Genomic DNA, 21,408 nt, shown 5'->3' with positions numbered 1-21,408 from the left:
GAGAGAAACCATGAGCACTTCAAAAGTCGTCATCGTCACGGGCGCTTCGCAAGGCATCGGCGCTGAAACCGTCAAGGCGTTCCGCGCGCAAGGCCATCGCGTCGTCGCCAACGCACGTTCCATCACACCGGCAATCGAGCCGGATTACATCGCGGTCGCCGGGGACATCGGCGAAGCGGCCACGGCACGTCGCGTGGTCGACGCCGCCATCGAACACTTCGGACGCGTCGATACGCTCGTCAACAACGCAGGCATCTTCATCGCTAAACAGTTCACGCAGTACACGGCCGAAGACTATGCAGCCATTTTGAACGTCAACCTGAACGGTTTCTTCCACATTACCCAGCGCGCCATAGAAGCGATGCAGAGGCACGGCAGCGGTCATATCGTGAGTGTCACCACGACGCTGGCCGAGCAGGCCAACAGCAATGTGCCGTCGGTGCTCGCGTCGTTGACGAAGGGAGGGCTCAACGCGGCGACGCGTTCGCTCGCAATCGAATACGCGCGCTCGGGTATCCGCGCCAATGCAGTAGCGCCGGGCGTGATCAAATCGCCGATGCATCCTGTCGAATCGCACGCGACGCTCGCGGGACTGCACCCGGTCGGGCGCATGGGCGAGATGAGCGACGTCGTCAACGCAATCCTCTATCTCGACTCGGCCCCGTTCGTGACCGGCGAAATTCTGCACGTAGACGGCGGTCAGAGCGCCGGGCATTGAGCCATCGAGCGCCGCACGATACCCAAGGAGTCGACCATGTCCGTCCAAGAGAAACTCGCCACGCTCGGGCTTCGATTGCCGAGCCCCCCCGACCCGCTGGGCAGCTACACCGCTGTCAGCGAAGCAGGAAACCTGCTCTTCGTTTCAGGTCAAGTGCCGCTGTCAGAAGGGAAAATGGCTTTCGCTGGACGGGTCGGCGAAAACTTGACCCTCGAACAGGGCCGCAAAGCCGCGGAACTCGCCGCACTCAACGTGCTGGCGCAGATTTCACGGCATCTCGGCGGTTTCGAGCGGCTGCATCACATTGTTCGCGTCGAGGGGCACGTCAGTTGCGCCGAGGGATTTTACGAGCAGCCTGCCGTCGTCGATGGCGCTTCAGACCTTTTCGCGGCCGTGCTTGGCGAGAAGTCGGGACATGCGCGTTCAGCGTTCTCGCATAGTCAACTGCCCGCGAATGCAGCCGTCGCGCTCGTCGTCATCGCTCAGATCGTTCAGGCTTGATGCACTGGAGGCTCGACCAACGCCTCCATCAGAAAGTCGACGAAAGCCCGCACGCGCGAAGTCAGATAACGTGCGTGCGGATACAGCAGAATGAACGGCCGCGTGCGTCCGCCCGCTTCGCGCAACACCTCCACCAGCCTGCCTTCACCAAGGTCTTCCGCTACGACGAAGCGATAGGTTTGAAACAACCCCGCTCCGGCACGCGCGAGCGTTACCCCGGCGAGCGCATCCCCCGACGTCGTATAACTTCCCCTCGTCAGCACGTCGCCCTCTTCGCGCGAACCCTCGAAGCTCCAGGCGATATGGCGCCCGCTGCTCGGCAATTCGAACTGTATGCATTCGTGCGCCTGCAGGTCCCCGATTGTTTTCGGCACGCCGGCGCGCTTCAGATAGGCGGGAGAGCCCACCACGACCATTTCCGCGTCTTCGAGCTTGCGCGCGACGAGGCTCGAATCGGCGGGCGCGCGGCCCCGTATCGCGAGATCGAACCCCTCTTCCGCAAAGTCGATGTTGCGATTGCTCAGATGCGTCTCGACCTGCACTTGTGGATATCGCTCGCGAAACGCCGGTAGCAGCGGCAGCACGCGATAGTGCCCGTAGGGCGTAGGCATGCTGATGCGCAATACGCCCGCCGGCGTGGTCTGTTCCCCCGTCACTTCGCGCTCGGCGTCCGCAAGTTGCGAGAGGGCCAGCCTGCACTGCTCGAAGTAACGCCGGCCGGCGTCGGTCAGGCGGATCTGGCGCGTGGTACGGACGAACAGCCGCACGCCGAGGCGCTCCTCGAGGCGCGCCACCGATCGGCTTACGGCCGCGGGCGTGACGCTCGCGGCATTGGCCGCCAGCGTGAAGCTGCCCAATTCCGCCGCGAGGCAGAAAAGCTCGATGCTGCCCAGCAATAGATCGTCGAATTTACGTTGCATGCGTTTGGTCTGCTTGTTTCCGTTCGAACGAGTCGTCGATCCGTTGTCATGCCGCCCACGCGAATTGGAGAACGGTGAGCCCGTTCAGCCCCATACCGATCGCAACCGCTCGATACTCTCTCGCGTTTCGCGCTCGAGCTGCGCCACCAGTTCGCCCGCAGGCAGCGCGCGCGCAAGCGGCGCCGCCTGGCCTGCCCATTGCGCGCCGTAGCCGAACTCCCCCTTGGCCTTCGCGGCTGCATTCAGGGCTTTGCCTGCGTCATAGGTGATCGGGTAGGACGGCGTGCGCGGGGCCTGCGGGTCCTCGCCCAACGCAGTGAAGCGATTGACGATGCTGCGTGCGAGGCGGCCGGAAATGGCCGCCGTGAGAGTGGTCGAGCGCGCGGCATCGCCGAGCAAAGCGCGGCGGTAGCCCTCGTCGATCGAGGTTTCCGGGCAAGCGACGAACGCCGTGCCCAGTTGTGCCGCCTGCGCGCCGAGCGCGAGCGCGGCGGCGATCCCCGCGCCGTCCATGATGCCGCCTGCCGCAATCACGGGCACCTCCAATCGGCTCGCCAGAAGGCGCGTCAGCGCGAAGGTGCCGAGGCGCTCGTCGCGCGCGGTGGTGTCGAACAAGCCGCGATGGCCGCCTGCTTCGATCCCTTGCGCGACGATCGCGTCGACCCCCGCCTCCACGGCCGCATCGGCTTCATCGAGATTGGTCGCACTCGCAAGCAAACGGATGCCCGCATGCTTGAGTTCCGCGATGACCGCGTCGGGCGGCAAGCCGAAGTGAAAGCTCACCACGGCCGGTTTCTCCGCCTGCAACATCGCCTGCATCGCTTTATCGACGACGAAGCTCGTATAGATCTCGGAGAGCGATTGCGGCGGCGTCGCGTCGTATTGCCGGAAGACGGGCTCGAGCCAAGCGAGCCATGCGCGCTCCACCTCGGCGTCGGGCGTGGCCGGGCGATGGCAAAACACGTTGACGTTGAACGGCTTCGCGGTCAGCTCCCGCGTTTGATGGATCGCGCGGCGCGCGTTCTCCGCCGTCATCGCGGCCACGCCGAGCGAGCCCAGGCCGCCCGCGTTCGATACCGCGGCCGCGAGCGCCGGCGTCGTCACGCCGGCCATGGGTGCCTGAATGATCGGCTTTTGTATGCCTAGCTCGCGAAGCAACGCACGATTGTCCGCTCGAGTGTTCATGTCGTTTTCCCCCAATCCGTTGGAAAGTTCAGCATGTTTGCGCCGTCAGGCGCGCTCGCGGCGGTGCGCCCACTGCGCAAGCGCGCCGCAAGCGATCAGCAGCGCGCCCGTGACGAAGAACACCGCATGCAAGCCGAGATGAACGCCGATCACCCCGCCGATAACCGGCCCCACCACCTGGCCGCTGAATTGCGCCGATTGTAGATAACCGAGCATCCGCCCTCTCCTGCTTTCATCTACCGATTGCCGCGCCAGCTTGCCAATGGACGGCAACAGACCCGCGAGCGTCATGCCCATCAGCACGCGTAGCGCGGCGAGTTGCCACCAATGCGTGACGAAGGCCTGAGGCACCATCGCGAGTCCCGTCAGCACGAGGCAAGCGATGATCACGCGCCAACTTCCGAAGCGGTCGGCCAGCGCGCCAAGGCGGGCGGCGGTCAACATGCTCCCGAGCGCCGAGCATGCCATAACCACGCCCGCCACGCGCGCAAGATGGGCGGCGCCCACGCCGAGCCCGCCGATATACAGGGTGATGATAGGCTCGATCGACATATTGGCGAGCAGCACCATCATCGCCGTGACGAGCAGCGCCGCCATCACGACATAATTGGCGCGACGCGCAGGTGCGCCCGCGTGGCCGTGCGCCTGCGCTTTTGCGTCGCGCTCCGGGTGAAACTCTTCCTTGACGAGCGCGATGGTCAAAAGCGCCGCGACGGCGATCATCGCGCCACCGGCGAAGAACGTCCCGCGAATGCCGATCCAGTCCGGCAGTATGCCGCCCACCAGCGGACCGACGAGGTTGCCCGCGAGGGCGCCCGTCGACAGTATGCCAAGGGCCCATCCGGCGCGCTCGTGCGGAGCCTGGGTGCCTACCATCACCGTCGAAGCCGATGCGTAGCCGCCCACCAGGCCGGCGATCAATCGCAACGAGACGAGTTCGTAAACATTGTGGGCAACACCGATCAACGACATCACCACGGCCATCCCGATCGCTGCGCGAACGAGCATGGGCTTACGTCCGAAGCGGTCTGCCATGCGGCCCCACAGCGGCGCGGTCAGCGCGGTGCCGAAGAATGTCGCCCCAAATGCGACGCCCGACCATTGGATGACCGCCGACTGCGAGTCGACGCCGAGTTGCCTCACGTAGAGCGGCAAGAACGGCAGCAGCATGCTCAGGCTCACGAGCGTCGTGAACGAGCCGAACACACAGACGGCTAGATTGCGACGCCAATACCGGGCGTTGCGTTCGGCATAGCCGAGCGGCTGTGGACGCGGCTGGTGTGGATGCGGCTCGATGAGCGCAACCATTGGAGAAGAGGCTGGTGAGTTCATTTCGCGCTCCGCGTGAAAAACCGGCCGACGGGCCGACGCGATCGATTGCGCCGCCGTCCGCGGCCCAAGCGAACGCGGTGTGCTGCGTGGCGACTCCCTTGGGTCCGATGCAATTAAGCATCCGATGAAGATGAAACTCACTCTAGCCGATGTTGCGGTGCGGGAGAATCGCCGCGGCGCGTAAGTCATTCTTCCGCGAATCGATCGAACGGCAGCCGGTCAATCGGCGGCTGTGATTCGCCGCGCTTCGCTGAAGTAGTCGCGCAGGCGGGGCGCCGCGAAATCGACGAAGCTGCGCACCTTCGGCACGGAAAGTCGCCCATGCGGCGTCAAGAGATTGACGGGGATCGGCGCATGCTCGCTGTCGCGCAGCACGATTTTCAGCGTTCCCGCCTTGACTTGCTCTGCCACGTGGTACGAAAACAAGCGCGTGACGCCGTGCCCGGCTACGGCGGAAGCCAGCGCCGCGCGAATCGTATTGACGATCGAGCGTGGCGCGAACTGCACGGCTTGCGGCAGCGCCGAGCGCCGCGTTGCGGGAAAGCTCCACGAATCGAGCCCGAAATGGGTCATCGAAATGATGGCGTGATTGGCGAGATCGGCGGGGGTCACGATCGGTGGATGCGTGGCGAGGTAGCCGGGCGAGGCGACCACCACCCGCCTCACCTCGCCCACCGGAATCGCGACGAGCGTCGAGTCCTGCAGATGCGCGATCCGCAATGCCAGGTCGATGCCTTCATCGATCAGGCTCACGGGCCGGTCGAGTAGGTGCAGACGGATCGACACGTCGGGGTGGCGGTCGAGAAAAGCGTCGACGATTGGGCTCAGCACTTCTTCGCCTACTGCCACGGCGGCTGTCACACCGAGCAAGCCTCGCGGCTCGGAATGCGCGTTCGCCGCGAGCAGATCCGCTTCCTCGAGATCGGACAGGATGCGCCGGCACGCTTGCGCGTAGCGCTCTCCCGCCTCGCTCAATCGCACCGTGCGCGTCGTGCGGTACAGCAGCGCGGTGCCCGTGTGCGCCTCGAGAAACGCAATGGCACGACTTACCGCCGCGGGCGAGCGGCCCAGCCGGCGGCCCGCGCCCGCGAGGCTGCCCTCGTCGAGGGCGGCGACGAACACCTTCATAGCGTCGATTCGATCCATTGCGCGTTCGATCTTGGTTTGGTTTGGGCTTGGGCTTGGGGACCGGTTTGATGGAGCGCCGCAGCCGCAGCGGCCGGCGGTTTTCGGTCGATCTTAGCGGAATACGTAAAATGCCGGGATGGCCGGCCGCGCGTGGTCCGAGGATCGACGAGGGGACGCGTTGCCGCAGCGGGTTGCCTGCTCCGCATCCGCCCCACATGGCATAATCCGTTCCGTTTCCTTGCCCACTCGAGCCTCGCCGCTACGGTGTCAAGGCTCATGCTTCCCGATTTGCTGACTGATCATCGACCGACCGTGAGAACGCTTACGCAAAATACTCGCTGGGTCCGCGGCCTAGCTGCGGCGCTTTTGCTGAGCGCGGCGCAACTGGCCCACGCGCACGCCTATCCCACGCACCGAACGCCGCCCGCCGGCGCCACGGTCAGCGCCTCGCAAAGAGAGGTGGTCATCGATTTCGACGACCGTCTCGAGCCTGCATTCAGCACGATCGCCGTGACCGATAGCCACGGAAAAGCGATCACCGCTGGCAAGGCCGTCGTGGATGCCGCCAACAAGAAGCGGATGTCCGTCGCGCTGGCCGAGCTCGCGCCAGGCGGCTACACGGTAGCGTGGACGGCCGTCTCGACCGACGGCCACCGTACCCAGGGCCACTACGCTTTCACGGTTAAGTAGGCGCCGAGACCGGTAGCGCGCGTCCGAACGAGCGGCGTGTCGCCTCGCGGCATGCAATTTCGCATTCGGCGCAGGCGCGTTCGCCGCCCAAGTGGGACGATGGGGGCGCTCGATCGACCGGAGATTACCTTGCGCTTCCCCTCGCTAGCCCTCGCATTTCGTGCCTGCTGCGCGCTCGTGCTCCTGTCCGCGAGCGCCTTCGCTCAACCGATGCCGCCGTCCGCTGACGAGCCGCAAGATGTCTCCGGGCGCGCTCGCCTGATTCTTGTCGATGCGCGCGAGGATAGTCTCCGAGCCGAGCGCATTCGGCAAGAACGGATACATCAGCAATCGCTGCATCAAGATGCGTTGCGCGAAGAACGATTACGGGCAGAACGGCTGCGCGACGAACGATTGCGGCAAGAGCGCCTTCAAGAAGAACGCTTAGAAGAAGAACGCTTGCAAGACGAACGTCAACAAGAGCAACGCATGCACGATGAACGCGTGCGAGAGAAGCGGCTGCGCGAACGGCGCCAGCGTCTTCTGCGTTGTCAAATCGACCGGCAAATTACCCCCGACGATGACTGCAGCCGCCTCCTAGGCCGGTAGTCCCCCGCGCTGGCGGCACACGCTCGCCTTCGCTCCCCCCATTGCGCATCCCGGAAACTTCCGCCGCCGATCGGAAGTACACTATCGTCCGACGATCGCGCGCCGTTTCGGCGACATACGGATCGCCGTGCTCTGCGAATTGCCTCGCTTACGTCGGGGCCTCCTCCACGCTTGAATTCACGTCGACGAACCGTCGCGCCACAAGATCCTTTAGCAGAAGTGACAGACTCACAGCATTCCCATACCCACCCGATCATCTTGGCGGCAAGCCTCGCATTGATCGCATTCTCGCTGCGCACGCCCATCACGAGCGTCGGCCCGATTCTTTTAGAAGCGGCTAAAGCCACTCACCTTTCCGCGGCGGGAGCCAGCTTACTGACCACGTTGCCGTCGTTGTGTTTCGGGCTCTTCGGTCCGCTGGCGCCGATGCTGGCGCGCCGCGTAGGCAGCGAGCGCGCCTTGCTCTGGATGCTGGCGCTGCTCACGGCGGGCACCGCGTTGCGCGTTGTGCCCGCGTGGCAAACGTTATATCTGGGCCAGGTCATCGCGTGCTTCTCGATCGGCTTGATGAACGTGTTGATGCCGGGTGTCGTGAAGCGCGACTTTCCTGAGCACGTCGCTTTGATGACTGGGCTGTATAGCGCGGCCATGGGTGCGGGCGCTGCCATCGCGGCGGCCGTCACGGCGCCCGCCGCCAACGCCATCGCAGGGTGGCTAGGCGATGCCAAAGGCGACGGGTGGGCATGGGCCTTGACGCTATGGGCGGCACCCGTGGCATTGGCGATGCTCGTATGGTCCACGCAACTGCCTCCCGCGCAGACACAAGCGGCACAAAGCCGGCGGCGCGTGCGTTCGTTGTGGCGCGATTCGCTTGCTTGGCAAATCACGCTGTTCATGGGGACGCAGTCCTCGCTCGCCTACATCGTGTTTGGCTGGTTGCCTACGGTATTGCGCATGCGCGGCATGACCGCCGTCGAAGCTGGGCTCATGTTGTCGCTCAGCGTCGTCGCGCAAGCTGCCGCCTCGCTGCTGTTGCCGTTCGCCCTCGCCCGCCTTCGCGATCAGCGCGCGGTGAACGTCATCGCACTGGCGCTGGCAGGTATGAGCCTGCTCGGCTGCTTCTTCGCGCCGCTATCGACGATGTGGGGCTGGGTGCTGCTGCTCGGCGTCGCACAGGGCAGCTCGTTCACGCTGGCGCTGACGGTGATCGGCTTACGTTCGCGCGATTCCGACGTGGCGGCGCAGTTGTCGAGCATGGCGCAAGGCATCGGTTATCTGCTCGCGTCGAGCGGGCCGTTCATCGCGGGCTCGCTGTTGCATGCGACGGGATCGCTTCACAGTCTTGCCTTTCTGTGCCTCGCCATCTGCGCTGTATCCGCTTGGTTCGGCTATGCGGCGGGAGGACGCAGGTACGTCGAGGCCGCAGTGCGGGCGAGCGGGACTTGACGCTACCCCGGCCTCACGCGGCGCTCGTGGAGGACCGGCTGCGGAACGGATATTGATCGCCGCCGGCCCGTTGCATGCAACGTCGGGAGCAGTTCGCTAGCTAGCGCTGCAATAGGCCTCGAGCCGGTATCCGTCCGGGTCGATCGCGAACGCCGCGTAGTAATTCGATCCATAGTCGGCGCGCAATCCCGGCGTACCGTTGTCTCGACCGCCCTCTAAGAGCGCGTTCGCATGGAACGCGTCGACGCTGGCACGCGTCGGCGCGGAGAAGCAAAAGTGCAGGCCCGACCCCATGTCGGGCGCGACTGGCCGATCCGATTGCGAAATCCACAACTGCACGGATTGCTCGCCGTATCCCAACGAGCTCTCGCTAGAATGCAGGCAGCGGTAGCCGAGCGCACCTAGGACGGCATCGTAGAACGACTTCGTTTTCGCGATATTGCGCACACCGATCGACACGTGGTCGAGCATGTTCATCTCCTGAACGAGTGATAAGCCAGCCACGATTCTGAATTCGGCGATGCATCGCTACTTTGCAAAAATTGCGCATGCGGCGAGCGCAGGGTTGCCCGTCCCGAACGGCGGGTCTCGCACGATACGGCTCCGCTAGGTGCCTGCTAGCAGAAACGGTTCGCCGACGGCAGGCTTTAGGCCATCGGTGCGGCCCGCGAAATAGCGCTGCGTCAGATCGTCCGTCGATACATGGCGAGCCCACGAGAATCCAGCTTCGAGCGCAAGCGCAACGATTTCCTCTGGCTCGAAAAAGCTGAGAAACGGCGTACCGGCTTCGCGTGCGCGATCATAGACGGCTTGATGCCGCGGACGCTCTTGTGCAGAGAGCAGCGAGAGCGGCAGCAGGAAAGTCATGGCGAACGTCGAGCCCTTGGGCAAGGCCGCGACGCGCGAGAGAATGGCGACGATCGCTTCGCGCGTCAAATACATCGACACGCCCGTCGACGACACCAATGTTCGCTGGCCTGCGTCGAAGCCGTTGGCGAGCAGTTCGTCCCACCATGAGGCGCCGGCCTCGAAGTCCACCGGGACGAGACGAAGCCAAGGCGGGATGCCGAAGCCGAGCTCAGTCAAACGCTCGTGTTTCCACCGCTGCACACTGGGTTGATCGACTTCGAACACTTGCAAACGGGATGCGACCTCGGGCTTGCGCTGAGCGAACGTATCGAGGCCCGCGCCGAGCAGCACGTATTGCCCGATGCCGCGCGCGGATTCTTCGATCGCCAAATCCTCGACGAAACGCGCGCGGGCCACGATCGAGGCGCGATACCCTCGAGTACCTTCCGGGTGCATGTCCGGCCTGTCGCGCCACCCGTCTTCGGGCGCGATTAATCGCAGGCCGATGTCGTCGGCGAGGACATGAGGCGGCGAATCGACCAGAAGATGCAGCGCTCGCCATAAGGCGGTGCGCATCGCGGTGGGGTCCGGTCCGTTTGGGGTGCTACGGTTGGGCGTGCTCATGGCGTTTCGATCACTCGACGAGTTTGGTGTGAGCTTGGGGTGGCACGGCATCGATGAAGCCGGGAAACCGGCGGCTTCACCTCGCCGCTTCGGCGTTCGGCCCAAAATGGTGAGCCATGCGGCAAAAAACGTAAAGCGATGAAAAGCGTAAAGCGTCGAGTGTGCGGCGAGTTTTGCGCCCCTCGCCTACGCATGTCGCGGCTGCGCGAACCTAGGCCGGGACCGGTCGAACGTCGTGGAGTCTTCGCAAATGCGAGGCCGCCGCGTCGACGTTGATTTGCGTCAATACCGATCGGTCCACAAGGATCGAGCATGGCGGACATCTCAACGGATTCTTTCGGTTTCGAAGTCACTCAGCGCATGCGTTCCATCAATTACGACGTTCCCATCGAGCAAATTCTGACTGCCGCCCTGCTCTCGTGCCCGGCGCAGACCTCGGTGCGGGAAGCTGCACGGCGGATGACGGCTCACGATTGCAGCGCGATCGTGGTGCAGGACAACGGCATCGCAGCCGGTATCTGGACCGAACGGGATGCGCTATCGGCCGTGGCCAACGGCTTCGGGCCGGAGCGTGCGCTCGACGGCATCATGAGCAGCCCGTTGATTACCGCGGACGCAAGCCTAACGGCGGGCGAAGTCACGGCGCGGCTCGGATGTTCCGGCGTCCGTCATGTCGTGGTGGTCAAGAATGGGATGCCGATCGGGGTGTTGAGTCAGTCCGACCTGATCGTGAGCCCCAGCATCGATTTCTCCCATTTCCTGCTGCGATTAAAGCCCATCGAGTCGCTAGGGGTGCCCTCGCCTCTCGTGGCTCGCTGGGATGCATCGGTGCAGGAAACCGCGGCGCTCATGCTGTCCAGCGGTGTCGATGCCGTCGTGGTCGACTATGGCGATTCCCCGTCAGGCATCCTCACGGAGCGCGACATCGTTGCATCGATCGCGCAGGACACGCACCGCGGAACCGTGGGCGATATCGCCGGCAGGCCGCTCGAGACCTTAGCGGCAACGGAAAGCCTGTATGCCGCGCAGCAATGCATATTGAAGGGCCGCACCCGGCACATCGGCATGCTGGACCGCGAGGGCCGCTGTTCCGGGCTCGTTGGATTCGCGGACATCTTGCAGTTCGTTCGCACCGAATATCTCGAGGAGTTGCGAAACGTGCTGCTCGGTCGAGCCGAGACGACCGCGGCATCGCCGAGCAGCACCGACTTGGCCGATCGCGTCATCGAGTCGGCACTGGAAGGGATCGTCGTGACCGACAAGAACGGCATCATCGAACGCGTGAACCCCGCCTTCAGTCGCATCACCGGCTACACGCAGAAAGAAATCGTCGGGCGCAACCCCAGTTTGCTGTCATCGGGGCGCCAATCGGCGCAGTTCTACCGAGATCTTTGGCAATCGCTGACGAGCGTCGGCCAATGGCAAGGCGAGATTTGGAACCGGCGCAAAGGCGGCGAGTTGTACCTCGAATACTTGACGATCGCGAGCATTCGTGACGATGACGGAAACGTCTTGCACTACGCGGGGATCTTCTCCGACGTCACCCAAAGACGACAGACCGAGGAGCGCCTGAAACATCGCGCGACGCACGATGCGCTGACCGGGTTGCTCAATCGTTCCGTGCTGGACGAACGCCTGAAGCGCGCCATTGCGCATGCGGCCCGCACCCGAAAGAAAGTCGCGGTCTTGTATATCGACCTCGACGGATTCAAGCTCGTCAACGACACGCTCGGGCACTTGGGCGGAGACGAAGTGCTGAGAGTAGTCGCTCAGCGTCTCACGCAGCAGGTTCGGTCGAGCGATACCGTCGCGCGGTTGGGCGGCGACGAATTTGCGCTCGTGATCGAGCAAGTCGACGAGATCAGAGACGTCGTGCGCATCGCGCATTCGCTCCTCGATGTCGTCGCCGCGCCCGTCGATTACAAAGAGCATCAAGCTTGCGTGACGCCGAGCATCGGCATCAGCGTCTATCCCGACGACGCTGCGGACCCGCGCCAACTCGTATCGCTTGCCGATCTCGCCATGTATGCCGCGAAGAACAATGGCAAGAACAACTTCCAGCTTTTCAATCGCAATGTCGAATCGTCGGCGCTTGCGCAGTTGCAAATGCTCACGGATCTGAGGCATGCCTTGGATCACGGACAATTCTGCTTGTATTACCAGCCGCAATGGAAGCTTGCGGGCAATGCGATCGTGGGCGTGGAGGCACTGCTTCGATGGCGGCACCCCGAGCGCGGAATCATCGAGCCGCCGGAATTCATTGCGCTTGCGGAGCAGTCCGGCCTGATTACGCCGATCGGCGCATGGGGGCTGCGCGAAGCTTGCGCGCAAGCGCGCCGTTGGCTCGATAGCGGCCTTGAGTTCGGGCGCGTCTGCGTGAATATCTCGGCCAGGCAGTGCTTGGCGCCCGGTTTCCTGTCCGATCTCGACGCTGCGCTGGAGGATAGCCAACTGCCGCCGGAACGGTTGCAACTCGAAATCGTTGAGAGCGTCGCGATGAACGAGCAAGCGGAGATCGTCGGCTTGCTGCACGAGCTCGCCCGACGCGGCATCTGCCTTGCCATCGACGACTTCGGCACGGGCTACACGTCGTTGGCGTATTTGAAAGACTTACCCGTTAGCACGCTCAAGATCGATCGTTCGTTCTTGCAGAAGACGACGGCGAAAGACGGTCGTGCGATGAACGGCGCGGTCATTAAAGCGATCGTCGCGATGGGGCATGCGCTCGAGATGAACGTCGTGATGGAAGGCGTGGAAACTCGAGAACAATTGGAGTTTCTGCGTGCGGTCGGCTGCCCGGAAATACAGGGATTCCTATTGGGCAGGCCGGGGCCGCCCGAACGCATGCCGCTTAGCGAGGCGAGTTCGGAGACCTGAGGATGTTGTTGCCGAGGGCGGCGACGCGCTCGCATCCTGCATCGCCGCCTTCCATGCTCCTATCGATGACTCACTGCACGGTATCGGCAGCCACCCAGGTAAAGCCGAGCCCGCTGATCCCCTGAACGAGGTTCTTGAAGTCTTGGAAGCCCGGCGTGCCGAGATCGGGTTCAAGCCAGAACGGGTGGAAGAAGAACGATGCGAATCCGTCGCGCACGACCAACGCATATTGCGCGTTGGTGTAGAGGTCGTTCCACGTATAGGTCATGCATGAGAATGGATCGATCGAGCAGATGTTGTACTCGATGTTGCCGAGGTTCTCGGGAATGATCCGCTGCCCGTAGTAGTCGCTCTTGATGATGTACGGAAAGAACTGCCCTACCGCATAGTCGTGGTTGGCCGCGGTGGAATTCAAAACCGGCGTGTCGGACGTGTAATACACGGCGCGTTGATACGTGGTCTTGAACAACGGCGGAACGGCCTTCATCGCGAGCGGCGAAGACTGGTAATGCGGCGCTTCCCATGCGAATGGGGTGTAGCCGTTCGATTTGAACTCCTGCAGACCGGCGCTCAGCCGGCCACTTGCCCATTGCACCGAGTCTTCGTCGACCGGGCGGTTTTGGCTTGCGAGCCAGAACTCATAATCGTTGCCGCTCACCGCGTTGTCGATATTGGGAGTCGAGTTGTATTGATGCGTATAGCCGTGCATCAGCACTTTGCCGCCGCGCGCAAGCGCATAGTTGAGCAATTGCTTGAGCCCCGTCGCCTGCGATAGGTGCACCGTCAGCGGCACGCCGCCGTTGTATGCGCCGAGCGGATCGACGTACAATGGAATGGTGGCGATCGAAAATGGAATGTGCTTGTTGTAGAGGTAATCGGTCAGTGTTTTCATCGATGCGGTCGTGGTGAACGCATTGACGTCCTCGAAGCGCACGAGCGCGCGATGCAGCACCGCCTGATTGGTGCCGAGGATGTCGTGCAACAAATCGCACAAGACCAGGTACCGATCTCGCGGCCCGATGTACGACAACGGCATATCGGCGAAATACCAGAAGTTGCCCGAGCGCATGACGTACGGCGCTTGCGCGCCGGTCTGACTGTCCTTGATCGTGACGAGCGACGTGGCCTTGGTGGCATCGGCCACGGCGGTTAAACCGATGTCCGGGTCGGCGCTGACCACCCCCGTGCTCGCGTTGAACGCGTAGTACTTGACCATGTTCTGGTTCTTGTACGTGACCGTGTCGAAGAAGTCCGGCGTCGGATTGGAACTCGATGGCGTCGTGGCCAGTCCGCGCAGGCCCGTGAACGTGAAGCCATAGCGCGTGGTGAATCCATAGGTCGAATCCCATGCGAGCTGCCATAGGTTGTACTTGAACCATACGACCGTCTTGTTCGTCTTGGCGACGTCGCCAAGGAACGCGGCCGGGATGGCGTTATCGAAGTAACTCCCCAGATAGAACGTCGCCTGATAGTTCTCGACATTGCCGGCCGTGTAGCTCGAAACGGGAGCGAGCGTCACATTGGTGTTGAAGTGGCCGAGCAAGTTGCGAAGCATGATCGCGTATGCGAAACCGAGCTTCGTGTACGGGTCGTTCGGCGGCGCGTCGTAAAGCACGAGCACGTTGGCGGTGGTCGTTTGAGCCTGGGCGGTGGCGGGCCATTGCGCGGTCAAAAGACCGATCGACAATAGGCATGCGAGCAATATTCTTTTCATGGTGGTCCCCTATTCAGTCGCGCTTGTAGTTGCCGTTCGGCAACCGATGGCGGCGCGCATCGAAGCCGCGCGGCTTGCCTTTGCCCTGCTCGGTCACGCTCTTTTCATGCTCGGGAATGCCCGGCATGATTTCTGTGACGACGATGGGTTTCGGGGGGGGGACGACGCGATGAGGTCGAGCCGATGGCTTGGCACTCGACGCGAGCGGCTCGACCGCCTGGGCGCCTGCGGTGAGCAGCGCCGCCACACAGACGGACGGCGCTAGACGAATAGCGAGGTGGAGAATCTTCACAAGAGGCTCCGATGGACGATGGCGAGCGAAGGGCGCACGTCTCCCCAGCAAGCATTGCGAGCTGTCGAGCGTGACGCCATGGGGGCGCATCGGCAAAGCAGCCATACCATTGCAGCGGCATTGCGCGGGGGCGCGCAGACCGACGCAAGCCGCCGCGCGCAGTGCGGACACTGCGAACGCGAACGACCGCCTCAGAGCGCTATGAAGCGCGCCAAGAAGTGCGGCTTGTCTGTCTTACGATGCGTAAGGAAATCGTAATCGATGCGCGCACGCGTTACTGTGCGCGTAGGCACACTCGTGCGCGGGTAAGCGGCGACTCATCGACGGGGGTGCGACGTCAGAACGCCGCGATGTAGATCGCCAACGCATCCGCTTCGGCAACGGGCCGGGGATTGTTGACGAGCAAGCGTTGCTGAAGCATGGCGTCCTGCGCCATGCGTTGCAGTCCTTCCCGCTCGATCCCCACTGCGCGTAAGGTGCGTGGGATGCCCGTTTCGGCGATCAGATGCTCGATATGTCCGATCAATGCACGAGTCTTTTCGTCGCTGTTGCCGCTGACCGAGGGCAACACAGCGTCCGCCAATTCGGCGTAGCGCGGCGCGGCGGCCTCGGCATTGAACTTCAACACGTGCGGCAGCACGAGTGCGTTCGATAAGCCATGCGGTACGTGATAGATGCCGCCGATCGGGTAAGCGAGCGCATGCACGGCCGCCACCGGGGCATTGGCGAAGGCCTGCCCGGCGAATGTCGCGCCGAGCAACATCGCTTCGCGCGCGGCGCGGTCTTGGCCGTTGCTGCATGCCGTGAGCAAGTTGCTCGACAACAGTTGCAGTGCGCGCACCGCCAGCATGTCGGAGATAGGGTTTTTCAAGCGAGCCGACGTGTAGGCTTCGATCGCATGGACCATCGCATCGATTCCGGTCGCGGCGGTTGCCGCCGCGGGCAGCCCCAGCGTCAGTTCGGCATCGAGGATGGCAAGGTCTGCAAGCAACTGCGGGGCAACTACGCCCATCTTCGTCGCCTCGCCCACCGTGACGATCGAAACGGCCGTCACCTCCGAGCCGGTTCCTGCCGTGGTCGGGATCTGCACGAGCGGCACACGCGCGCCTTCCACTCGATTGACGCCGTACATTTGGGCGAGCTGTTGCTCGTTGGGAAGCAGGACCGATAACAGCTTGGCAACATCCATCGACGAGCCGCCGCCGAGCCCCACGACGATCTGCGCTTGCGCATCGCGCGCATGGGAAGCCGCCTCGAGCACCACCTGCTCCGGCGGATCGGCCACCACGTTATCGAGGACCGTCACCTCCCATCCATTCGCGGCCAAATCGCGGAGTGCGGGCGCGAGCAGCCCGCTGCGGTGGAGAAAACCGTCGGTGACGAGGCACAGCCGCACGAGCGCGGGATAACGCTCGCGCAGCAACGCGCCCAGGCGCCGGGCCGCGCCGAATTCAACGACGATCGTAGGTACGGTTTGAAAGCGAAATGGTTCTGCCATGTGGGGTCTCCGCTCGCGGTATCGCCATGCATCTTAGCCGAAACCCGCTCAGCTACGACCCCTATCGTGCGGGCAGTCCTTGCGTCATGCCTTTGCCGAATCGTCGAGTCGCGCGAGGACCGTGGCGACGATGCGGTCGCACCGGGCGCCGTCGAACGAAAAGACATCGCGCTCGGCCAGGTCGAGATCTTGAGCCAGCGATTCGCGCAACAGGCTGCGCGCGCGGAAATGACGCGTGCGCACCGTCGCTTCGGGGATGCCGAGGCACTGCGCCGTTTCTTCCACGTTGAGTTCCTCGACGCAGCGCATGACGAAGACGACCCGAAACGATTCGGGTAGCGCGTCGAGCTTGCGCTCGATCAATCGGCGCAGCTGGGCGCGCATCAATGCGTCGTCGGGCGAGGCGGCGTGGGAAGTATCCATGAGTTCGCGATCCGATCCGTCGTTCGCCGATGTGCTGACCATCGGCGCAGCGGCATGCCTGCGCGCGTCGCGTCTGAGGCGTCCGAGGCAGGCGTTCGACACGAGGCGCGACAACCACGTCGACAACTGCGCGTCGCCGCGGAACGTGCCGATGGCGCGATAAGCCGCGAGGTAGGCGTCCTGTAATGCGTCTTGCGCTTCGGCGTCGTCGCGCAAGATGGCTCGCGCCAGCCGATAAAGCCGACGATTGTAACGGCGCATCAAGGCGGCGAATGCATCGCGCTCGCCGGCGCCGACCGCGGCCGCGAGCGCCCGATCGTCGGCCAGTTGCCAGTCGGGCGCCGTGGCGTCGCCGGCGGCCAGGTCCAAGTTCATGGTTTCCCCTTCACGATCAACGTCGCGCGCATCGTCGGATGAAACGTGCAGGCGTACGGGTAGCGTCCCGGCGCCGTCGCACGATAGCGCCAATTGCCGCCGGGCGCGATCGTATGCGAGTCGAAGCTTGAGCCCTCGGATGTGACGGTATGCGGTACGAGATCATGATTGACCCAAACGATCGTGTCGCCGCGCGCGACGGTGGCGCTCGCAGGCTGGAACCGCATGTCGGCGATCGCGATCGTCCATGTCTTCGCCGATGCGGGAAGTGCGAACGCGAGCGCGCTCGCAGCGGCGGCGCAGAGCGTCACCGTGACGGCGCAAAAACGCCGCCCCCGCTTATTCGTGGCCGTGTCCATCGAGTTGCTCATCGAGTGCTTTGGCATGGCTTAAGTGAGCGACGAACGCCGGCCGCACTTTGACGAGCAGCGCCTTCAACTCGGCATTCTTGGCATCGGGAATCAAGGTCTTGTCCATCGCATCCAGCACCGCTTGATGGTAAGCCACTTCGTGATCGACGTATGCTTTGTCGAATGCTTTGCCGTTCAACGCTCGCAGCTTCGCCAGATTTTCATCCCCGCCCTGCTTCAGCGACGCGCTCGTCGCATTGGGTTCGGGGGTGACGTTCAGCTTGTGCACCAGATCGGCGGCGGCTTGATTGACGCCCGTGTGGTCCCGCACCATCGTTTGCGCGAACGCTTTGACGTCGTTGCTGCTGCCTTTTTGCTGCGCGAGCTTTCCGGCGTCGATGTCAACTTGGTTGGCCGTGACGACGATAGCGGCGATTTGGGCGTCGGTCGGTGCGTCGGCGCCCGCTTGCACATACGCCGCCGGCGCGGCGAGTGCGACGGCCAACAAGAGCTTGGGTAGCGGTTTCAGGTTCACGTGTCTCTCCTAAGTCGGGGTGCGCCCTCGCCCATTCAATTCAAGGAAGAAAAACGGGTGGGTCTTGCCGCGATAGATGTCACGTCGCGCCGCCGCGTTCCCGTTTTTTTCCGAACCTTCGCGGCCCGGCCGAACTGCGAAAAGACCCCGCAATATAGGGGGCATCGAGGGTTATTCGGGTCGTAATGGGGACACTGCCTGTGCTATGCTGGCGAACACCTCGCCGCCTATGCCGCCGTGCGTTGCGCATCGGATTTGACGCTGAGCTCGGCCGGCCGCAATCTCGAACTCTATGGACTATCGACATCTCAAGAACCGCAAGAGCATGCACGCGCGGATCGTGCAAGAACTCGGCATCGAGATCGTCAGCGGCAAGTTCGCACCCGGCGAACGGCTGCCGCCCGAACCCACGCTGTGCGAAGCCTATGGCGTAAGCCGCCCTGTCCTGCGCGAGGCCACGCGGGTGCTCGTGGCGAAGGGTCTCGTCGTATCGAAGCCGCGCGTGGGCAGCGTCGTGCGTCCGCGCGAAGAATGGCACATGCTCGATCCGGATGTGTTGTTTTGGACGATCAGCGTGACGCCCGAGGGCGAGTTCTTCCGTTCGCTATTGACGGTGCGCCGCATCATCGAACCGGCAGCGGCCGCGCTTGCCGCCACGGAAGCGACCGAGGAAGACGTCGTGCGCATTCGGCGCTGCTATGAGCGGATGGAAAGCGCGCAAACGCCGAGCGATTTGTTGGAGCCCGATCTCGAGTTTCACCGGGCGGTGATGGCGGCCACGCATAACGACATGCTCGCCTTCATCGGCAACATGATGTCGCTCGCGCTGATGGAATCGATCAAGCTGACTAGCCGCCATCCCGATACGCATGCCCTTTCATTGCCGCGGCATAGAGCGATCTTGACGGCGATCGAGCATCGCGATCCGCTCGGGGCGCGGCAAGCGAGTCTCGTTCAATTGGAACACGCGAAGGCGGATGCCGAGACGATTCTGGTTATCGGGCAGCCTGGGCGGCCTTGATCTAGGTGGCCGTCTGTCAGTGCGATCTTAGTGCCCAGAGACGCGGATGTCGGATAGCGGGAGCTCGATAGCCCTGTGTCTGGGACAGAACGATAGGGATCGTTCTTGATCGCATCCGGCATTCGTCTCACCTCCAGCATGTTCTGGTTTTTGATCGCGCTGGATTTCGCTTTCGCTCGCTAGGCCACGTCGTACAGCTTTACGCGGTCTTCTATCGCCTTGAGGCTATGCGTGAAGTCCTCGCGATCACCGTGGAACGCAATGACATTCGCGCTCTGCCGCGCGGCCCCGACGAATGCTTCGATGTGATGAAATGTTGGCTCGGATGCGTCGTTCGCGGCGCGGACACACCCTGGTTTCGTGGCGTGAATCGAACGATCGAACGATCGAGTGATTCACAAAGGCGGATTTTAAGCCGATGAGGGGTTCGGCGCGCAGCCGTTGAACCGCGTTGCGGTGCGCCCGAACCCACTATATGCAGCCCTTGCGGGTTCAATGCGAGTGCGGCGGCACCTCCGCTCCGCGGCAACCGACCAGGAAGTCGAAATCGCATCCCTCGTCCGCTTGCAGTACGTGATCGACATAGAGGTTGCGATAGCCGCTGGCGTCCGCCGCATTCGGCCGCGCGTTCTGCTCGCGCCAGGCGGCCAAGCGCTGGGTCATTTCGTCTTCGGTAATGTCCAGATGCAAGCGCCCCGCTTCGCAATCGAGTTCGATCCAATCGCCGTTGCGCACGATGGCAAGCGGTCCGCCCGCGCGCGCCTCGGGTGCGACGTGCAAGACGACGGTGCCGTAGGCAGTGCCGCTCATGCGCGCATCCGAAATGCGAACCATGTCGGTCACCCCTTGCGCCAAGATCTTCGGCGGCAAGCCCATATTGCCGACCTCGGCCATGCCCGGATAGCCCTTCGGCCCGCAATTCTTCATCACCAAGATCGAATCCCGCGTCACGTCGAGCTCAGGGTCGGCAATGCGGGCTTTGTAATCGTCGAAGTTTTCGAAGACGACGGCGCGGCCGCGATGTTTGAGCAGCGCTGCCGTTGCCGCGGACGGCTTCAATACCGCGCCGCGCGGCGCGAGGTTCCCCCGAAGCACGCACAATCCGCCGTCGGAAACCAGCGGTTTCGCGAGGGGGCGAATCACCTCGTCGTTATAAATCGGCGCTTCCTTGCAGTTTTCCCAAAGCGAATGGCCGTTCGCCGTCAACGCATCGGGGTGCGGCAGTAGCCCCGCCTCGCCCAAGCGCCGCAACACCGCAGGCAACCCGCCCGCGTAATAAAACTCTTCCATCAAGAAGCGGCCGGACGGTTGCAGATCGACGAGCGTCGGCGTGCCGCGCCCCACGCGCGTCCAATCGTCGAGTTCGAGCTCGACGCCGATTCGTCCGGCGATAGCCTTCAAGTGAATCGCGGCGTTGGTCGAGCCGCCGATCGCCGCGTTGGCGCGAATCGCGTTTTCGAACGCTTCGCGCGTCAATAACTTGGAGAGCCGCAGGTCCTGCAACGCCATTTCGACTATGCGCATGCCCGATAGATGCGCGAGCACATAACGGCGCGAATCGACGGCCGGGATCGCCGCATTGTGCGGCAAGGTCACGCCGAGCGCCTCGGCCATGCATGCCATCGTCGATGCCGTGCCCATCGTGTTGCAAGTGCCGGCCGAGCGGGACATGCCCGCTTCGGCAGCCATGAACTCGTGAATCGAAATGCGGCCGGCCTTCACTTGCTCGCTCAATTGCCAAACGACCGTGCCCGAGCCGATGTCGCGTCCTTCGTGTTTGCCGTTCAGCATCGGTCCGCCGCTGACGACGATGGCCGGCACGTCGCAACTGGCCGCGCCCATCAGCAGCGCGGGCGTCGTCTTATCGCATCCGGCGAGCAACACCACGGCGTCGATCGGATTGCCGCGAATCGACTCTTCGACATCCATGCTGGCAAGGTTGCGGGTGAACATCGCCGTGGGCCGCAGGTTCGACTCGCCGTTGGAAAACACGGGGAATTCGACCGGGAAGCCGCCCGCTTCGAACACGCCGCGTTTGACGTGCTCGGCGAGCTTGCGAAAGTGCGCGTTGCACGGCGTGAGTTCCGACCAGGTGTTGCAGATGCCGATGATCGGCTTGCCCTGGAACTCGTGATCGGGGATGCCCTGGTTCTTCATCCAGCTGCGATACATGAAGCCGTTCTTGTCGGCAGTGCCGAACCATTGGGCGGAGCGAAGCTTGGCGGGTTTGTCTGTCATTGCTCGATGCCTGTCTTAGGCAGATATAGTAAAACGATTGAAGATCCGACTGCTTGCGCCGCGATTCATCGTAAGATGACTTTTCTCGCTACGCCGGGCACCCG

At 63.3% G+C, this 21,408-nt stretch carries 20 protein-coding genes; 6 read left to right on the top strand and 14 right to left on the bottom strand.

The window, feature by feature from the left end; genetic code table 11:
- The first annotated feature begins 10 nt into the window (after positions 1–10).
- On the top strand, positions 11–718 hold the full coding sequence (locus MMB74_RS16630; RefSeq protein ID WP_277429747.1) for an SDR family oxidoreductase: 708 nt from the start codon (positions 11–13) through the stop codon (positions 716–718).
- 36 nt (positions 719–754) lie between these two features.
- Positions 755–1,219, top strand: a complete 465-nt coding sequence (locus MMB74_RS16625; protein ID WP_277429746.1) for a RidA family protein — start codon at positions 755–757, stop codon at positions 1,217–1,219.
- Here the strand turns inward: MMB74_RS16625 and MMB74_RS16620 are convergent.
- The 4 genes from MMB74_RS16620 to MMB74_RS16605 form a co-directional block, all read right to left on the bottom strand.
- Positions 1,210–2,139: a LysR family transcriptional regulator gene (locus tag MMB74_RS16620; protein WP_277429745.1), complete on the bottom strand. Its 930-nt coding sequence runs from the start codon at positions 2,137–2,139 to the stop codon at positions 1,210–1,212. The two genes, MMB74_RS16625 and MMB74_RS16620, sit on opposite strands and share 10 nt — an antisense overlap.
- 84 nt (positions 2,140–2,223) lie before the next feature.
- Positions 2,224–3,324 (bottom strand): nitronate monooxygenase, encoded by a 1,101-nt coding sequence (locus MMB74_RS16615; protein WP_277429744.1) that lies wholly within the window; start codon positions 3,322–3,324, stop codon positions 2,224–2,226.
- A gap of 45 nt (positions 3,325–3,369) precedes the next feature.
- Entirely contained in the window at positions 3,370–4,656 is a 1,287-nt protein-coding gene (locus tag MMB74_RS16610; RefSeq protein ID WP_277429743.1) for an MFS transporter, read from the bottom strand.
- Positions 4,657–4,875: 219 nt separating this feature from the next.
- Positions 4,876–5,802, bottom strand: coding sequence for a LysR family transcriptional regulator (locus MMB74_RS16605; RefSeq protein ID WP_277429742.1), 927 nt, complete (start codon positions 5,800–5,802; stop codon positions 4,876–4,878).
- Positions 5,803–6,150: 348 nt separating this feature from the next.
- Here MMB74_RS16605 and MMB74_RS16600 point away from each other — a divergent pair, with 348 nt between their 5' ends.
- The gene (locus tag MMB74_RS16600) at positions 6,151–6,474 is read left to right on the top strand and encodes a copper resistance protein CopC (RefSeq protein WP_277429769.1); all 324 of its coding nucleotides are present in this window, start codon (positions 6,151–6,153) and stop codon (positions 6,472–6,474) included.
- A 144-nt stretch (positions 6,475–6,618) separates the two neighbouring features.
- On the opposite strand, the gene MMB74_RS16595 is transcribed toward MMB74_RS16600, so the two are convergent.
- Entirely contained in the window at positions 6,619–6,813 is a 195-nt protein-coding gene (locus MMB74_RS16595; protein ID WP_277429741.1) for a hypothetical protein, read from the bottom strand.
- Between the two features lie 468 nt (positions 6,814–7,281).
- On the opposite strand from MMB74_RS16595, the gene MMB74_RS16590 reads away from it, so the two are divergent.
- On the top strand, positions 7,282–8,508 hold the full coding sequence (locus MMB74_RS16590) for an MFS transporter (RefSeq protein ID WP_277429740.1): 1,227 nt from the start codon (positions 7,282–7,284) through the stop codon (positions 8,506–8,508).
- A 96-nt stretch (positions 8,509–8,604) separates the two neighbouring features.
- Here the strand turns inward: MMB74_RS16590 and MMB74_RS16585 are convergent, their stop codons facing one another.
- Both MMB74_RS16585 and MMB74_RS16580 read right to left on the bottom strand, forming a co-directional pair.
- The gene (locus tag MMB74_RS16585) at positions 8,605–8,979 is read right to left on the bottom strand and encodes a VOC family protein (RefSeq protein ID WP_277429739.1); all 375 of its coding nucleotides are present in this window, start codon (positions 8,977–8,979) and stop codon (positions 8,605–8,607) included.
- A 135-nt stretch (positions 8,980–9,114) separates the two neighbouring features.
- A complete protein-coding gene (locus tag MMB74_RS16580; RefSeq protein WP_277429738.1) occupies positions 9,115–9,981 on the bottom strand; it encodes a class I SAM-dependent methyltransferase in 867 nt (288 codons plus the stop codon).
- Positions 9,982–10,293: 312 nt separating this feature from the next.
- On the opposite strand from MMB74_RS16580, the gene MMB74_RS16575 reads away from it, so the two are divergent.
- Positions 10,294–12,858, top strand: a complete 2,565-nt coding sequence (locus MMB74_RS16575) for an EAL domain-containing protein (protein ID WP_277429737.1) — start codon at positions 10,294–10,296, stop codon at positions 12,856–12,858.
- Between the two features lie 70 nt (positions 12,859–12,928).
- Here MMB74_RS16575 and MMB74_RS16570 read toward each other — a convergent pair whose 3' ends face one another.
- The 6 genes from MMB74_RS16570 to MMB74_RS16545 form a co-directional block, all read right to left on the bottom strand.
- The gene (locus MMB74_RS16570) at positions 12,929–14,572 is read right to left on the bottom strand and encodes a DUF2334 domain-containing protein (protein WP_277429736.1); all 1,644 of its coding nucleotides are present in this window, start codon (positions 14,570–14,572) and stop codon (positions 12,929–12,931) included.
- Between the two features lie 13 nt (positions 14,573–14,585).
- Positions 14,586–14,864, bottom strand: a complete 279-nt coding sequence (locus tag MMB74_RS16565; RefSeq protein WP_277429735.1) for a hypothetical protein — start codon at positions 14,862–14,864, stop codon at positions 14,586–14,588.
- A 337-nt stretch (positions 14,865–15,201) separates the two neighbouring features.
- Positions 15,202–16,362 (bottom strand): iron-containing alcohol dehydrogenase, encoded by a 1,161-nt coding sequence (locus tag MMB74_RS16560; protein ID WP_277429734.1) that lies wholly within the window; start codon positions 16,360–16,362, stop codon positions 15,202–15,204.
- Between the two features lie 84 nt (positions 16,363–16,446).
- Positions 16,447–17,160: an RNA polymerase sigma factor gene (locus MMB74_RS16555; RefSeq protein WP_277429733.1), complete on the bottom strand. Its 714-nt coding sequence runs from the start codon at positions 17,158–17,160 to the stop codon at positions 16,447–16,449.
- Entirely contained in the window at positions 17,157–17,519 is a 363-nt protein-coding gene (locus MMB74_RS16550) for a cupredoxin family copper-binding protein (RefSeq protein ID WP_277429732.1), read from the bottom strand. Before MMB74_RS16550 ends, MMB74_RS16555 begins: the two co-directional genes overlap by 4 nt.
- The gene (locus MMB74_RS16545) at positions 17,500–18,039 is read right to left on the bottom strand and encodes a DUF4142 domain-containing protein (RefSeq protein ID WP_277429768.1); all 540 of its coding nucleotides are present in this window, start codon (positions 18,037–18,039) and stop codon (positions 17,500–17,502) included. Before MMB74_RS16545 ends, MMB74_RS16550 begins: the two co-directional genes overlap by 20 nt.
- Positions 18,040–18,337: 298 nt before the next feature.
- On the opposite strand from MMB74_RS16545, the gene MMB74_RS16540 reads away from it, so the two are divergent.
- A complete protein-coding gene (locus MMB74_RS16540; protein WP_277429731.1) occupies positions 18,338–19,066 on the top strand; it encodes a FadR/GntR family transcriptional regulator in 729 nt (242 codons plus the stop codon).
- 492 nt (positions 19,067–19,558) lie between these two features.
- Here the strand turns inward: MMB74_RS16540 and MMB74_RS16535 are convergent, their stop codons facing one another.
- Positions 19,559–21,304 (bottom strand): IlvD/Edd family dehydratase, encoded by a 1,746-nt coding sequence (locus tag MMB74_RS16535; RefSeq protein ID WP_277429730.1) that lies wholly within the window; start codon positions 21,302–21,304, stop codon positions 19,559–19,561.
- Positions 21,305–21,408 lie beyond the last annotated feature (104 nt).

It is taken from the genome of Trinickia sp. Y13 (genome assembly GCF_029522115.1).
GTDB lineage: Bacteria > Pseudomonadota > Gammaproteobacteria > Burkholderiales > Burkholderiaceae > Trinickia.
This window is presented reverse-complemented; position numbering and strand designations above follow the sequence as displayed.